Origin of the sequence: Bartonella florencae (assembly GCF_000312525.1) — a bacterium.
Classification (GTDB): domain Bacteria; phylum Pseudomonadota; class Alphaproteobacteria; order Rhizobiales; family Rhizobiaceae; genus Bartonella; species Bartonella florencae.
The window spans coordinates 617174-630644 of the sequence record NZ_HE997451.1; the positions used below are offsets into that span (position 1 = coordinate 617174).

The window sequence follows — 13471 nt, forward strand, 5'->3', positions numbered from 1 at the left end:
GAAGCTTTTGTTTTGAACTTCTAATACCTATAAACAGGTATGGAGTGAGATTGCGAAACGTTTTTTATGAAAAAAAAACATCCATGCCGCATTCGCAAGAGAGCAGATTTTTTGGCTGCACGCACAGGGGAAAAGCGACGTGGTCGTCTGTTTTTACTTGAAGTGAAATCTCGTGAACAAACAGCAGAAATGAAATCTCCTCCTGTTGCACGTGTGGGCTTCACAGTTACACGTAAGAATGGCAATGCTGTCAAACGCAATCGTATTAAAAGGCGTCTGCGTGAAGCAGTAAGGATTGGTTTAACAAACAACATGGAAGCAGGAACAGACTATGTCATTGTTGCGCGTCCTGATGTGCTTCACGTACCTTTTACATCTTTGATCAGTGAATTAAATAGACGAATAAAACCAAAAATAACACATCAGCAACGGCCACAGGGGTGTACGAATGGAATATAACCGCAATTTCTTTATAGCCATTGGATTATCTTTTATCGTGCTTTTTGCATGGCAATTTCTTCACGTTGCGCCCAAACAAGCTGAATTACAAAAACAACAAGTCATTGCACAACAACAATTGTCGAAACAGCAATCAGCAGTTTCTACCCCCGCTACACATTCTTCTCATACAGCATCAGTACACGAATCAACACCGATGATTGAACATAAAATGACTCCTGAAGTCCGTAATGCTGTATTAGCAAAAACAAATCGTATTGCTATTAAAACGAATGAACTTGAAGGTTCTATTAACCTTGTTGGCGCACAGTTTGATGATCTTCTTCTCAAAAAATATCGCTTAACAGTCGATAAGAAATCACCGGAAATCGCTTTACTCAATCCCAAAGGTTTTACAACAACCTACCTTGCTGAATTTGGTTTTGCCAGTTCATCATTGCCAGCAGATGCCTTGCCACAATCCGATACACAATGGCAAATAGAAGGAGACAATACAACGCTAACGCCTTCAACCCCCGTCACCTTAATTTATAATAACGGACAGGGACAAATCTTTCGCCGGGTTCTTTCCGTTGATGAGCGCTATATGTTTACCATTGTGGATTCGATCAGCAATGAGGGAGATAAACCTATATACCTCTCATCCTATGCGCGTGTTGCACGTGCAGCTCCACCAGAACATACAAATGCAACCTATTTGCTTCATGAAGGCATGATAGCTATCGCCGGTGACACACTCAAGACTGAAAAATACAAAACTTTAGTTGAACTTGAGCCAAATCCTCATAATGGCCAAAAAACTATAGCTTTTTCCAAAGTAACTGGGGGATGGATTGGTATTACTGATAAATATTGGGCTGTAGCGGTTATTCCCCCCCAAGATACAGAATATACAAGCCGCTTTGTTTACTTTGATCGCTTGCAGACACATTATCAGTCTGACTTATTAGGATCACTTTTAACGATTGCTCCCAATGAAACAAAGAGCGTGACAAATCGTCTTTTTGCTGGTGCAAAACAAGTTGAAATCATTAATCATTATCAAAATGACCTAGAAATTAAAAAGTTTGCTCTTTTGATCGATTGGGGTTGGTTTGATTTCATTACCAAGCCAATGTTTTCTCTCATTGATATTCTTTACAAACAAACAGGTAATTTCGGTATCGCCATTCTTCTTGTGACAGTGCTCTTGAAAACGCTTCTTTTCCCACTAGCGAATAAATCCTATAAATCTATGGCACGCATGAAAATTATACAACCGATGTTGCTGGAAATAAAAGAAAAATACCAAGATGACCGAACCAAACAACAACAAGCGATAATAGAATTGTATAAAACTGAAAAAATTAATCCTCTTGCCGGCTGTTGGCCCATGTTGGTTCAATTTCCAATCTTCTTTGCTCTTTATAAAGTTCTCTATATTACTATTGAAATGCGGCATGCACCTTTCTTTGGCTGGATCAAAGATCTAGCAGCCCCAGATCCAACTTCTGTTTTTAATCTGTTTGGCTTTTTGCCTTATACAACACCAACCTTCTTTATGATTGGTGCATGGCCTTTGATTATGGGGATAACAATGTTTTTACAAATGCGTATGAATCCATCCCCTCAAGACCAAACACAAGCGATAATCTTTGCGTGGATGCCCGTTATCTTTACTTTTATGCTTGCATCCTTTCCTGTTGGTCTTGTCATCTATTGGGCATGGAACAATATATTGTCAATAATCCAACAAGCGATCATGATGAAACGTCAAGGAATAAAAATTGAGCTTCTCGATAATCTTAAAGCTATTTGGGGAAAATCCCCAAAAAAAGAAGCGCAATGAATGACAAGAGATTCTTCCCTTTCTGGAATTTTTTCTCGCAATTGGATTTTTATTCGTGGTGTGCCGAAAATAAGCTTTCTTCCACCTGAAGGGCCACCAGAAATTGCTTTTGCAGGACGTTCTAATGTTGGGAAATCATCTTTAATCAACGCCCTCGTCCAACAAAAAGGTTTGGCGCGGACTTCAAACACACCAGGACGGACGCAAGAACTTAATTACTTTGTACCCGATGGTTTCAGTGGACAACAAGGTGATCTTCCCCCTCTAGCGCTAGTAGATATGCCAGGATATGGTTTTGCTGCAGCTCCTAAAAGTCTGGTCGATGCATGGACAAATTTGATTTTTAGCTATTTACGAGGTCGTACAACATTAAAACGCGTTTATGTGTTGATTGATTCACGCCATGGAATCAAAAAAAATGATGCAGATGTTCTCGATCTTCTTGATAGAGCGGCTGTTTCTTATCAAATAGTTTTCACGAAAAGTGATAAAATCAAATCAAACGACCTTGAAAAATTAATAACAACCACAAACACAAAACTTCTCAAACGTCCCGCAGCTTACCCTGAACTTCTTGTAACCTCTTCAGAAAAAGCATTTGGTTTGGAGGAATTGCGTACCGCCATTTTACAAGCAATCACAGTATAAAACATATTTTTATTTTTTAAGAGTTTATTAAACATAACTGCGAGCTTCTGCTAATAATCTTGTACTTGCAGTAAAGCGCCTTTATAAAATTTCTATTACTTGAAAGAATTCTGATCAACTCTATTTAATATTTTAAGATTATGCTAACACTGTTTCACTCTCCTCTGTCTTCTGCCTCTCGTTTTATACGCCTTATTCTTGGAGAATATGGTATAGTCCCACAACTTATTGAAGAACATGAATGGGCTAGAAGACATGAATTTCTCGCGCTCAATCCAGCTGGACATGTGCCTGTTCTTCTTGATGAACATGAAGTTCCATTATCAGGAGCTCTTGTTATCTATGAATATTTAGATGAAACACATGGGAGTTTACGACAAGAGAATAAATTCTTTCCGGAAAATCCCTTAGGTCGTGCTGAAGTACGCCGTCTCAATGACTGGTTTTTAAATAAACTTGAAACTGAGGCTACGCGCCATATTGTACGAGAACGAATCTATAAACGTGAAATGCCGCTAGCTATTGGCGGCGGAGCTCCCAATTCACAAATTTTACGCAGTGCACGTGCCAATATTTCACCCCATATGGACTACCTCAATTGGCTCTGTGCATCTCGCGACTGGTTAGTCGGCTCTGAACTATCCTATGCGGATCTCGCAGCAGCAGCTGCTGTTTCTGTCCTTGATTTTCTAGGAGAAATTGACTGGGAACCAACACCGGCAGCCAAAGACTGGTATATGCGAATTAAATCGCGGCCTTCTTTCCGTGCTCTTTTAACAGATCGCATTCGAGGCATTGTAGCAAGTCCTCATTATACGGATCTTGATTTCTAAGTATCTCTGTTAAACAAAAGTAAAAGCAATATTTTATTCAAAGAGACGTTGCTCTACACCCATAAAATCCTATACAGCATTCAATAACATATTGATTTATAAAAATAATATCTCGTCTCCAAGATCTTAAAAGAGATCTCTAAATACAAAATACTCTTTCATTTTAGCTTTACTTTATGACGAAACAAACAACATTTTCTTGCATATTTTTAACGAGACGAGCATGTGGATAAAATCATTTAAGATAAAGATTTTAAGTTCTCCTATTTTTTAATATGAGAACTATAGCAGCAACAAAAAGCGAGCAAATAGACAATAATAGCGACACATGTTATTTTCCCAATATATGAATTTAAAAAATTATTACATAATTTTCACATAATTTACTCTACAATAAAATTTACCATGCGATTTTATCGACGAACAATCTTTTCGTAGAGCTAACGAAGCATAATTTCTTTCTCAAAAGGAAAAGAACCGTTGGAAAGAAGACAAGAATTTGCCTATAAGAGGTAAAGTGTCATAAGGAGAAAAACATGCGCCTTACAGTTGTTGGTGCCAATGGAAGAATGGGACGTGCACTTATTGCAGCAATCCAGCAAAGAAAAGATGTAGAACTTTGTGCTGTACTTGTCCGTAAAGGGTCCCCTTTTGTCAATAAAGATGCCGGTACATTGATTGGATCAGATGCTCTTGGTATTCGCATCACGGATGATCCTGAAAGCGCCTTTTCTCATACAGAAGGTATTTTAGATTTTTCTCAACCACAAGCTAGTATTCTTTATGCCAATTATGCCGCCCAAAAAGGCCTTGTGCATATTATTGGTACAACGGGCTTTAACAAGACAGAAGAAGCACAAATTGCAAATTTTGCCAAAGATACAACTATTGTCAAATCTGGAAATATGAGTCTTGGAGTAAATCTGTTAGCAAACCTTGTCAAAAAAGCAGCTAAAGCATTAGAATCGGATGATTTTGATATTGAAATTTATGAGATGCATCATGCCAACAAAGTTGATGCTCCTTCTGGAACATCACTTCTTCTTGGGCAAGCAGCAGCTGAAGGTCGCAACATTGTACTTAAAAATATGAGCATCCGTGAACACAGTGGGCATACAGGCAAACGCGAAAAAGGAACCATTGGCTTTGCCTGTTCACGGGGTGGAACAGTTGTTGGCGAGCACAGTGTTATTTTTGCCGGCCAAAATGAGCGTATTATTCTCTCACACGCAGCGCAAGAACGTTCTATTTTTGTCAATGGAGCATTAAAAGCAGCTTTATGGGCCCAAAATCAGGAAAATGGTCTTTATTCAATGTTGGATGTTTTGGGATTGAATGATGAATTTTAAACAGTCAATGTAACGCAAGGAAATGCACAATGGGACGCACACTTGTAATCATCCGTCATGGACAGAGTGAATGGAATCTCAAAAATCTTTTTACCGGTTGGAAAGACCCAGATTTGACAGAAAAAGGTTGCACAGAAGCAATAGCAGCAGGAAAAAAACTTAAAGAGGCTGGTTTAAAATTTGATGTCGCCTATACATCTGCCCTACAGCGAGCGCAAAAAACAGCGCAGCACATCTTAGAACAAATGGAACAAGAAGATTTAGAACTGATAAAAACCCCTACATTAAATGAACGTAATTATGGTGATCTCTCAGGTCTCAATAAAGATGAAGTACGCCAACAATGGGGAGAAGAACAAGTGCAAATGTGGCGCCGCTCCTATACAATTGCCCCCCCAAACGGAGAAAGCTTACGCGATACTTGTGCACGCGTTTTGCCCTATTATCTCTATCATATCCAACCCCATATTTTGCGTTCTCAAACAGTTTTGGTAGCAGCACACGGCAACTCTCTTCGTGCTCTTATGATGGCACTTGAAGGGCTTAACAGTGAGGAAATTATTTCTCAAGAATTAGCAACAGCTATTCCTATCATTTATACACTAAATTCCGATTCAACAATTTCCTCAAAGACTGTCATCACACCTTAAATAAAGCGCAATGGAATGGGAGAATATAATTCAACGCTATTCCACTCAAAAATAAACAGTTTTTTCTCCTCCTCGTCATGAAGAATCAACTTTTCTGCACTTCAACCATTTGTCATCAGATCACTTTCTCTTGTAATGACTCATGGGCGAGTTCTTCAAACAATTCCGCTCTCAATATTTCGTTCAACTTTGTTATTTCATACTTGATGAATAAAAAAACAAAAATCAGGCATCGACAACATTATGCTTTATAATATGCATGATATAGAGAGAGGCTGCTCTACTATCCGTACCAAAAGACAATGTTTGATTGCACTATAGATAATTTTATTGACAGAGCAGCTTCACAAGCTTAGATGGATTTTAAGCCCAGATGGCGGAATTGGTAGACGCGCAGGTTTCAGGTACCTGTGCCGCAAGGCGTGGAGGTTCGAGTCCTCTTTTGGGCACCACTTTTTGTTTTTAGTGCATTGAAATATATAGAGTTTCTCTTTAATCCTCTGTTTTAAGACCACCTTTTAGTCCACCTATTGTAGTTTATACAATTTTATCTAATTTGTTGTTATTTACTCCGTATTTTTCTTTGGAGTGAAGGCTAGAATCTCTTTTTTTCTCCACCTTACTGCTCTACCTAGCTTATATGGCTCTGGAAATACCCCTTGAAGTACCCAATTGCGAATCGTTGTCGTTGATACGCTAAAAAGCTCTGCACATTCACGGGTTGTTACATATCTATCACCATCATCAAATATCATTTCATTACCTTTCTATTTTTTATGTTATGTAAATGGGTGGGTGGGGGTGCTGGAAGGGGAAAGCACCCCCATAACATCAAGCAGCTTTTGTTAAGATCTGTTTCAGATCTCGCTCTATTCCCTCCAAAAATATCTCCACCGCTTGATTGATTTGTTGAATGTGTTCCTCATCACGATTGATACGTTTGATTTTCATGCGCAAGTGATATGATCTGCCTACAAAATGTGGATTATAGCTCATGAAATGACACCATTTACGTCCCGTACAAGCCATTTGGAATTGCATTTGTGCGATATATTCAGGCTTGATATTGTCATCTATAAAGAAGCGTAGATGATGAACTGATTGTGGGCATTTGACCTCAACTAAACCATCCTCACCAACAAAGCCATCAGGGCTAGCACCAGCCATTCCTATTGTCGGATGTTGTATGAAACCACACCTGCTAACCTCTGTATCATAAATGAATGCATATTCTTTTAGAGCGTCCTCTTCATGGTCAATGCCCCATTGCATAGCGGGCGTTATATAAGATTGGCTTATTTCCTCTGTTAAGCGCTCTGTCATAAGTTTTAATTTGTAATCCTCATATTTACTTGTAGGCGTTCCCTTGGCTGTTTTACTGAGTACGTTATAAACGTTTGAAGCGGTGACTTTACCTAAACGGGCTTGAAACCACTCTGCTGTTCTTTGTTCCATTTCACACCGCTGTCTGTTTTTCTTGTTGAGTTGGTGCATATTCAATATCTTGGATATGAATATATTCGGCATCTTGTATAGAGGCGTTTGTTTGCTCTTGTTGTGGAAGAGATTGTTCTTTTAGAGCCTTTTGTTTGTTTTGTTTATCTTTCAAAAGATGCAAAACGATTTGAGCTTGTCCCTCAGACATATCGGTAAGATTTTTGACTTTAACATAATCAAGTACCTTTGCTTCTTCTGATTGGGTTTGCACTATGAGTCTTCTGATTTCATTGATTTGCTGCGGAAATGCCTTTTTAATAGGCGGGTTTCCATCTGTATCGTCTTCTTTGCTTGCGACATTAAGAAGCATGCCTAACAGATATCTGCGTGCGTAGGTAATAGTAGAGCCAACCGCTTGTATGTTGTTTTTGCTCCCGGTAGCGTCAAAGGGAAATGTTCCTTGTGTTGATATTTCATTGCCAGATATATGCTTTAAAGTCATTTCCACGGTTATGCCATTTGAATTCTGCTCTTTGATACGAGAAAATAAGGAAAAGCGATATTTTGAAAGACTATCCTTTATAGCATCAAGATATTTATCAAGCGTAGCATATTGGCTATTTGTATGGGGGTTGGTAGCGTTTTTTTGTATTTCTTTATATTCCATTTGCATAGTGGAAAGATCATGGACAAAATTTTGGCGCTCTTGTCGTTTTATCTCCTTTTCTCGCAATTCGAGAAGACTCTTGAGACGGTCCAGATCGACATCACTTTGTAAAGCTCTTTCTAAAATAAGCTCCATAGCTGTAGAGTTGGTTTCACAAGCGTTTGTTTTTTCCACTAATGCCGTTTGTGTAGTACTTATTTCACTCATCTTGATTTCCTCCATTAAAGCGCAATTCCCCCGTGTCGTGAATCACGCATGTGTTAAAAATTGTTTGGTTTGGTTGTTAAAAATTGAATTTCAGAGGCGGTATGATGTGATCAGTTTCTAATATTGATATAAATCTACGTCCGTCATTAGACTTAAGTGCAATAAAGATTTTTTCTTTAGCATTAGAAAATCGTTCTATTTCAAATCCAATACATCTAAATACTTTGCTTGCGTATGATGCATATGTACATCTAGGTGTGTGATTTGATATCATTTTCTTAAAATTATCTTCACCTAAAAGGTCCTGCATGACGTCTTTAGGAATTATGGTATCTACATAGGAGTCACCTTCATATCCAGAGATAGTTATACAAAGTTCTCCGGGGTTTTGATCACTTCTCACAACTGTCTGTACACACCAAGTAGGTTTAATTTCATAGCTATACATGATTATCGCCCTACCTTAAAACGGTGTTGTTACCAGAAACACGTGCATTGCCATAAATCTTGGCTTTGCCAAAAACTTCGGCATTATCAGAAACCTTGGCATTTTCATAAACTTGGGCACAATCAAAAACCTTGGCACCATTATATACCCAGCAATCGCCTTCATGTGATAAGTTTATTTCATTTTCTATAAAACCACCTATATCACCAGTCTTAATATCTCCAAAGTCTCTCAATGCTTTAATTCGGTGAAGTGTTTTACCAAAAACTTCGATTGTTTCATCAGTGAGTTTATATTTCTTTTTTATCATAATAACCTCCTCTTAATGCATGCTTTGTCTTTTAAGCTCTTGAGACAGCAGCCCCATGCCTTTTGTGGTAATTTTTGCGCAAGGAATGACTTTTTCTATTCCACTAGCGGTTTGAAGTGTGATCGTTGGACAATCCATCAGTTGCTTTTGGATTTTGTCTTGATAAGGGAGTAAATTTCCACCTGCTGCACGTCTATAAACCCAACCTTTTTGCTGTAAAAACTGAATGAATTGTTTTGGTTGCATCTCGAGTATTTTAGCGGCTTCAGTAAGACCAAAGAGCCCATCATGGCGCTGTAAACTTTCAAGTGCCATGGCTTTTGGTGTTAAATCTTCAATAATGCTGTCTTTTTGATCTATTTGACCTTGCAAATAATTCAAAAATCCAATCATAGCTTTTGGACTTGAATAATCGATTTGTGGTGTTACTGCTTGTTTTGCACGCCGTTCACATTCTATAAAATACTCTCTAGCTTCATGCCCTTTGTCATTACGCTCTATCATCGAAAGGTGCTTAGCCATATCTAATGTGAGGTAATATTCTATGCTTGGGCGCCCACCTTGGGGTTTTACTAAATTTTTAGTAAAACTTATAAAGTCTTGATTTTCTCGAAAATTACATTCTTTAATACGGTTAACAATCCAATCATTAAAGCGGGCTTTCACTTCTAAAAAAGCATGCAGATCACGTGCATTTACTGTTTGAACAGTTTCATTTTTAATCGTGTTGTGCTGAATGGCAATAAGCTTTTCCATTACGGACCTCATATTGATAGGGAATTGATGGATTAAAGGGGGAGCTTTAAAACGCGCTTTTAGAGTTTAAATGACATCACTAAGACGCAAACGGTGCTGTTGTTCATAAGTACCGTAGACTTCATCTTCATATTTTTGCTGTGCTAAATCATCTAAAAGTCTATTGTAGGCATCACTTTCGCGTATAAAGTAATGAACTTCACTCTCCTCATCGAGATGTTCGATATTTTTTTCTACATATGCTTCTGCGATCTCTTCAGAAATATCTTCACAACTCTTTTCAGAAGGATTTACGCGAAGGATTTGTATTGCATCATCTGCCTCATCAATAATTTCTTGAACTTGGCTTGCATCAAGTGGTCCTGACTCTGCAATGTTTTGATCATCATAGACAACTAATAAAATTTCATTGGAATTAATAAGAATTGGCTTTTCCATAATTTCCCCTCCCTAACGCCTCTTGGCAATTGTTTGTGTGTGGTTTATGGAATATATATAATACGCATAATGCATACTTGTCAACAATAAAATATGCGTTATGTGTATTTTATTTTTAAGGATATAAAAATCTTGTAAGAAGATTTTTTCTAAATGACGATTCTCATGAAAGGGGAAAGTGAATGGTTATGAAAACAATAAAAAGTGATATAGAATTAGATAACAAAATTATGCAGCTGGTTTCTACATTTAGTAATGAAAGAAAAAAAGCTTTTATTTTTTTCTTTTGCATGCAGGCGATTTAAAAGGTGAAGAATTGTTTCTTTATCTGGCTGAGTTGTTTTTTGTAGTAGATTAATAATTTGCTCATCAACGGTTTGTTTTGTCGCGGGGATTGGAAAGGAGGGGCCGTCTCCCTCTCCGGTTAATAACCACCCTTCACTAATTCTAAATGCTTTTGCATATTTTGCAGATGCCCGTGATATTCCTCTTAATCCTTGTTCGTGCTGTATATAGCTAGAGTAGTTCCAGCCAAAATATCTAGCTGCTTCTTTTGCACTCCTAAAACCACGCGCTAAACGCGCTTTTATTAATCTAGCAGATTGGTCTATCGTGTTACTAAGCATTTTTATCTCCTTAATATATTCATATTGCATATAACTGGTATGCATTTCGACTTGACTTTTGAGTAGTCATAATGCATATTATTTTTTATGGGAAAAATAGCAGTAAAACAGTTACGTAAAAATCTGAATTTAACTCTGAAAGAAATGGCAGAACGGTTAGGCGTCAACAAATCAACAGTATGGCGTTGGGAAAAATATGGTGTTCCTTCAAGGGGAGCCGTTGCATATCTTCTCGAAGCGTTATGGGATGAACAATCACCTCCACCGCCTTCTTTTGTCAACGGTTTCAGTTTGAGTGAAAAGCCGTGCGAACAAAATGAAATAACGAAGCTTCAATATGAAGAGAGAGAATAAAGATGGAAAATTTTGCGACGATTATTGTGCTTTTTATTGCAAATATAATCGTGTTTCTTTGTTTTTATACCTCTTATAAAAAAATGCAAAGCTCTACAAATGTTTTGCAAAGTCCATATTATACTTTTCACATTTTAGAAGATTCAACAAAAGAAATGGATTTTCCAGACGGTAGCACAATTATTTTTCATGATTCTGATTGGAACTTTTCTCTTGATGAAAATGATAATTTAAGAGTTCAAAGTGTTTTAGGACCATCATTGTCTATAAAGGCATATAGTGATGCGCACGGTTTCAAAAAGCATTTCATAGATAGTTTGCAGAAATATAATCAGTCCATAAATGCACCAAGATAAGGCATGCAATGTATTTTTAAATTGAAAGAGTTCATTTTTTAAAACTTATGACTAAACGCTCTGTTATGACGCACGCATAAACAAACAACAGCTTTAAGGGGGGATTATGATCACTAATTTATATTTAATAAAAGAAGGGGGTATGCATGTCTAATGGTATGCCATGGATAAGATTCCATTTGTATGACTGGATAAGTGGTACAAATGGAATGACATCTGAACAACGGGGCGTTTATATAACCCTTCTCGTTTGCATGTATGAAAAAAAAGAACCACTTAAAACAGACTTTCAAACACTTGCACGCGTTTGTCATTGTTCGCAGAAAAAATTTGCAGCGATTGTCGAATATTTAATCAGGAATGATAAACTTATTGAGACAGATGGTGGATTGTGGAATACGCGTGTTGAAGAAGAGCTAAAAGATTTTTCGGATAAAAAAGATCACATATCACAAGTTCGTAGTGAAGCTGGTAAAAAAGGTGCGCAAGCAAAAAACACGATAAAACAACATGTTAATAATTTTGCTGAAGCAAATGACAAGCAAAACGTTTTTTTTGCTGAAGCAAACGACAAGCAAAATCAAGCTATAAAGAATAAGAATAAGAATATATATAAAAAAACTAATACTATCGTATTAGCAAAAAAAGAAATTGTTTCTGAAAATTTAGAAACAAACGATTTGGTTGAAGAGCCAATCGAAGTTGATATCTTCCAGAGCCAATCAGAACAAATCGAAACGGTAGAAACCCAACAACCACCCATTCACGAGCAAGAAAACGTTCCTAAGAAAGCCAAGCAGGTTAACATTGATCGAGGTTGTCGATTGCCTGTGGATTTTGAACCCGATTACGATTTTGCACACACAGAGGGCTTGCCTCCAGAGCGTATCAAAGTCGAAATCGCAAAGTTTCGGGACTACTGGCGTTCAAAAGCTGGTGCAAATGCAACCAAAATCGATTGGCAAGCAACATGGCGTAACTGGGTAAGAAATTCAAAAAAATACGAAATCAATCAACAAGGTGGAAACTATGGAAAAACAAGCACTAAACAAACAGAACAGCAGCGTAGCTGGAGTTATCGAGTTGCACAGCACATGTCCAATATCAAAAATTCAGATAGTGTGTACAAATTTTTATTCGAGGATGACAACAGAACTACCGTTCCTTTGGAAAACGGGGCAAAAGCCATTGAGTGCAGAAGCGGAGAGAGTTACAGCATTGGTTACGGATGCGTTGCAACAGCTTGAAAGAAAAGCGACAGAAGAGGAAATCCAAACAGCGTATCTTGTCCTTTCAAATGGTCTCAAAAACCCCATTGGATCAGATGAGAAAGCGACAGCGCTTGCGTATGCTTACACTCTTGAAAGCATAAGCAGCTGGGTATTGCAAACAGCAATAAAGAACGCTTTGAAAGGCAAAGCAGAGGGTTTAAATGCAACTTTTATGCCGTCAACAGCAGATTTTTATCGTTACTGCGAAAAGCTTGAAAGTGATATTCGTTTTCAAGCCAATCGTGTTTTGAAGGTTCTTCAAAAGCCAGAAATCGAGGGCAAAAATCAAGAGGCGACGATAACATCAGAACGCATTGAAAAGCGTCCAAAAGAGCTTGAAGAAGTTTTAAAGGGCATTGAGTGAAAAACAGCAAAGTAGTGAAAATTGCTGATGGTTTTGTGATTAGATATGTGTTTAAATCGACAAAAAGGCACCATACAGAGTGATTTAGAACTTTTTTGATACAAGCCACATTGTAGGCATAAAATGCACTGTACAGTCAAATTTGAGTCAAAGACCCTATTGGCAAATTTAAGGATGAAGACATGCAAATTTTACAACATCTCTTCTTAACACAAAGTAAAAAGCCCATGCAAAAAAAATTTGTGGCAACGGCTGTTGGATATGTGCCGTGGGGAGATGGAGCAGCAGAGTATTTTTACAACCTCTACGAATATGAAAACGGTACAAGAGAATGTGAAAAGTTTGATGGTGCTCAATATTACACCATACCAGAAAATGCGGATTTTAGTACTAAAGCGCAAGTGAAAGCGTGGATTTACGGTGGTAATTTGCCAAGAAGCGTTCTCGATTATGAACCTCTCATTGATGAA

Annotated in this window: 19 protein-coding genes and 1 tRNA gene; 12 read left to right on the forward strand and 8 right to left on the reverse strand. The window is 37.8% G+C overall.

Going from position 1 to position 13471, the window contains the following annotated elements; translation table 11 throughout:
* Window positions 1–66: 66 nt before the first annotated feature.
* The 7 genes from rnpA (at window position 67) to BN202_RS02790 (ending at window position 6219) form a co-directional block, all read left to right on the forward strand.
* Window positions 67–459: a ribonuclease P protein component gene (gene rnpA / locus BN202_RS02760; protein ID WP_019219006.1), complete on the forward strand. Its 393-nt coding sequence runs from the start codon at window positions 67–69 to the stop codon at window positions 457–459.
* On the forward strand, window positions 449–2287 hold the full coding sequence (gene yidC / locus BN202_RS02765) for a membrane protein insertase YidC (protein WP_019219007.1): 1839 nt from the start codon (window positions 449–451) through the stop codon (window positions 2285–2287). Before rnpA ends, yidC begins: the two co-directional genes overlap by 11 nt.
* A complete protein-coding gene (yihA, locus tag BN202_RS02770; RefSeq protein WP_019219008.1) occupies window positions 2288–2935 on the forward strand; it encodes a ribosome biogenesis GTP-binding protein YihA/YsxC in 648 nt (215 codons plus the stop codon).
* A gap of 140 nt (window positions 2936–3075) precedes the next feature.
* Complete coding sequence (locus BN202_RS02775) at window positions 3076–3768, forward strand: glutathione S-transferase family protein (RefSeq protein WP_019219009.1); 693 nt, start codon at window positions 3076–3078, stop codon at window positions 3766–3768.
* Window positions 3769–4304: 536 nt separating this feature from the next.
* Complete coding sequence (gene dapB / locus BN202_RS02780) at window positions 4305–5117, forward strand: 4-hydroxy-tetrahydrodipicolinate reductase (RefSeq protein WP_019219010.1); 813 nt, start codon at window positions 4305–4307, stop codon at window positions 5115–5117.
* A 29-nt stretch (window positions 5118–5146) separates the two neighbouring features.
* The gene (locus BN202_RS02785) at window positions 5147–5767 is read left to right on the forward strand and encodes a 2,3-bisphosphoglycerate-dependent phosphoglycerate mutase (RefSeq protein WP_019219011.1); all 621 of its coding nucleotides are present in this window, start codon (window positions 5147–5149) and stop codon (window positions 5765–5767) included.
* Window positions 5768–6134: 367 nt separating this feature from the next.
* Window positions 6135–6219, forward strand: a tRNA-Leu gene (locus BN202_RS02790).
* A 114-nt stretch (window positions 6220–6333) separates the two neighbouring features.
* Here the strand turns inward: BN202_RS02790 and BN202_RS02795 are convergent.
* The 8 genes from BN202_RS02795 to BN202_RS02830 all read right to left on the reverse strand — a co-directional run bounded on the left by BN202_RS02795 (window position 6334) and on the right by BN202_RS02830 (window position 10701).
* Entirely contained in the window at window positions 6334–6522 is a 189-nt protein-coding gene (locus BN202_RS02795; protein WP_005775014.1) for a helix-turn-helix transcriptional regulator, read from the reverse strand.
* A 76-nt stretch (window positions 6523–6598) separates the two neighbouring features.
* Window positions 6599–7222: a lambda exonuclease family protein gene (locus tag BN202_RS02800; RefSeq protein ID WP_019219012.1), complete on the reverse strand. Its 624-nt coding sequence runs from the start codon at window positions 7220–7222 to the stop codon at window positions 6599–6601.
* A 1-nt stretch (window position 7223) separates the two neighbouring features.
* On the reverse strand, window positions 7224–8078 hold the full coding sequence (locus tag BN202_RS02805) for an ERF family protein (protein ID WP_019219013.1): 855 nt from the start codon (window positions 8076–8078) through the stop codon (window positions 7224–7226).
* A gap of 76 nt (window positions 8079–8154) precedes the next feature.
* Window positions 8155–8526 carry a hypothetical protein gene (locus BN202_RS02810; RefSeq protein ID WP_019219014.1) on the reverse strand — a complete coding sequence of 124 codons (372 nt, stop codon included), beginning with the start codon at window positions 8524–8526 and terminating at the stop codon, window positions 8155–8157.
* A 10-nt stretch (window positions 8527–8536) separates the two neighbouring features.
* A complete protein-coding gene (locus BN202_RS02815; RefSeq protein WP_019219015.1) occupies window positions 8537–8836 on the reverse strand; it encodes a hypothetical protein in 300 nt (99 codons plus the stop codon).
* Window positions 8837–8848: 12 nt separating this feature from the next.
* Window positions 8849–9592, reverse strand: coding sequence for an antA/AntB antirepressor family protein (locus BN202_RS02820; protein WP_019219016.1), 744 nt, complete (start codon window positions 9590–9592; stop codon window positions 8849–8851).
* Window positions 9593–9658: 66 nt separating this feature from the next.
* Window positions 9659–10030, reverse strand: coding sequence for a hypothetical protein (locus BN202_RS02825; RefSeq protein ID WP_019219017.1), 372 nt, complete (start codon window positions 10028–10030; stop codon window positions 9659–9661).
* A gap of 215 nt (window positions 10031–10245) precedes the next feature.
* Window positions 10246–10701, reverse strand: a complete 456-nt coding sequence (locus BN202_RS02830; protein ID WP_244426388.1) for a helix-turn-helix domain-containing protein — start codon at window positions 10699–10701, stop codon at window positions 10246–10248.
* Between the two features lie 42 nt (window positions 10702–10743).
* On the opposite strand from BN202_RS02830, the gene BN202_RS02835 reads away from it, so the two are divergent.
* The 5 genes from BN202_RS02835 to BN202_RS02855 all read left to right on the forward strand — a co-directional run.
* Window positions 10744–11010 carry a helix-turn-helix domain-containing protein gene (locus BN202_RS02835; protein ID WP_019219019.1) on the forward strand — a complete coding sequence of 89 codons (267 nt, stop codon included), beginning with the start codon at window positions 10744–10746 and terminating at the stop codon, window positions 11008–11010.
* Between the two features lie 2 nt (window positions 11011–11012).
* Window positions 11013–11366 (forward strand): hypothetical protein, encoded by a 354-nt coding sequence (locus BN202_RS02840; protein WP_019219020.1) that lies wholly within the window; start codon window positions 11013–11015, stop codon window positions 11364–11366.
* 146 nt (window positions 11367–11512) lie between these two features.
* Entirely contained in the window at window positions 11513–12613 is a 1101-nt protein-coding gene (locus BN202_RS02845; protein ID WP_019219021.1) for a YdaU family protein, read from the forward strand.
* Entirely contained in the window at window positions 12555–13001 is a 447-nt protein-coding gene (locus tag BN202_RS02850; RefSeq protein ID WP_198005536.1) for a hypothetical protein, read from the forward strand. The genes BN202_RS02845 and BN202_RS02850 overlap by 59 nt, the downstream gene beginning before the upstream one ends.
* 182 nt (window positions 13002–13183) lie before the next feature.
* A partial coding sequence (locus BN202_RS02855; protein ID WP_019219023.1) for a hypothetical protein occupies window positions 13184–13471 on the forward strand: 288 nt, incomplete at its 3' end.

Coding starts and splice junctions, on each gene's coding strand:
- BN202_RS02825 (WP_019219017.1), bottom strand. CDS start 10,030: ATGGAAAAGCCAATTCTTATTAATTCCAATGAAATTTTATTAGTTGTC.
- BN202_RS02815 (WP_019219015.1), bottom strand. CDS start 8,836: ATGATAAAAAAGAAATATAAACTCACTGATGAAACAATCGAAGTTTTT.
- BN202_RS02845 (WP_019219021.1), top strand. CDS start 11,513: ATGTCTAATGGTATGCCATGGATAAGATTCCATTTGTATGACTGGATA.
- BN202_RS02820 (WP_019219016.1), bottom strand. CDS start 9,592: ATGGAAAAGCTTATTGCCATTCAGCACAACACGATTAAAAATGAAACT.
- BN202_RS02785 (WP_019219011.1), top strand. CDS start 5,147: ATGGGACGCACACTTGTAATCATCCGTCATGGACAGAGTGAATGGAAT.
- BN202_RS02800 (WP_019219012.1), bottom strand. CDS start 7,222: ATGGAACAAAGAACAGCAGAGTGGTTTCAAGCCCGTTTAGGTAAAGTC.
- BN202_RS02830 (WP_244426388.1), bottom strand. CDS start 10,701: ATGCATACCAGTTATATGCAATATGAATATATTAAGGAGATAAAAATG.
- yihA (WP_019219008.1), top strand. CDS start 2,288: ATGACAAGAGATTCTTCCCTTTCTGGAATTTTTTCTCGCAATTGGATT.
- BN202_RS02805 (WP_019219013.1), bottom strand. CDS start 8,078: ATGAGTGAAATAAGTACTACACAAACGGCATTAGTGGAAAAAACAAAC.
- dapB (WP_019219010.1), top strand. CDS start 4,305: ATGCGCCTTACAGTTGTTGGTGCCAATGGAAGAATGGGACGTGCACTT.
- BN202_RS02775 (WP_019219009.1), top strand. CDS start 3,076: ATGCTAACACTGTTTCACTCTCCTCTGTCTTCTGCCTCTCGTTTTATA.
- BN202_RS02835 (WP_019219019.1), top strand. CDS start 10,744: ATGGGAAAAATAGCAGTAAAACAGTTACGTAAAAATCTGAATTTAACT.
- BN202_RS02840 (WP_019219020.1), top strand. CDS start 11,013: ATGGAAAATTTTGCGACGATTATTGTGCTTTTTATTGCAAATATAATC.
- BN202_RS02810 (WP_019219014.1), bottom strand. CDS start 8,526: ATGTATAGCTATGAAATTAAACCTACTTGGTGTGTACAGACAGTTGTG.
- BN202_RS02795 (WP_005775014.1), bottom strand. CDS start 6,522: ATGATATTTGATGATGGTGATAGATATGTAACAACCCGTGAATGTGCA.
- rnpA (WP_019219006.1), top strand. CDS start 67: ATGAAAAAAAAACATCCATGCCGCATTCGCAAGAGAGCAGATTTTTTG.
- yidC (WP_019219007.1), top strand. CDS start 449: ATGGAATATAACCGCAATTTCTTTATAGCCATTGGATTATCTTTTATC.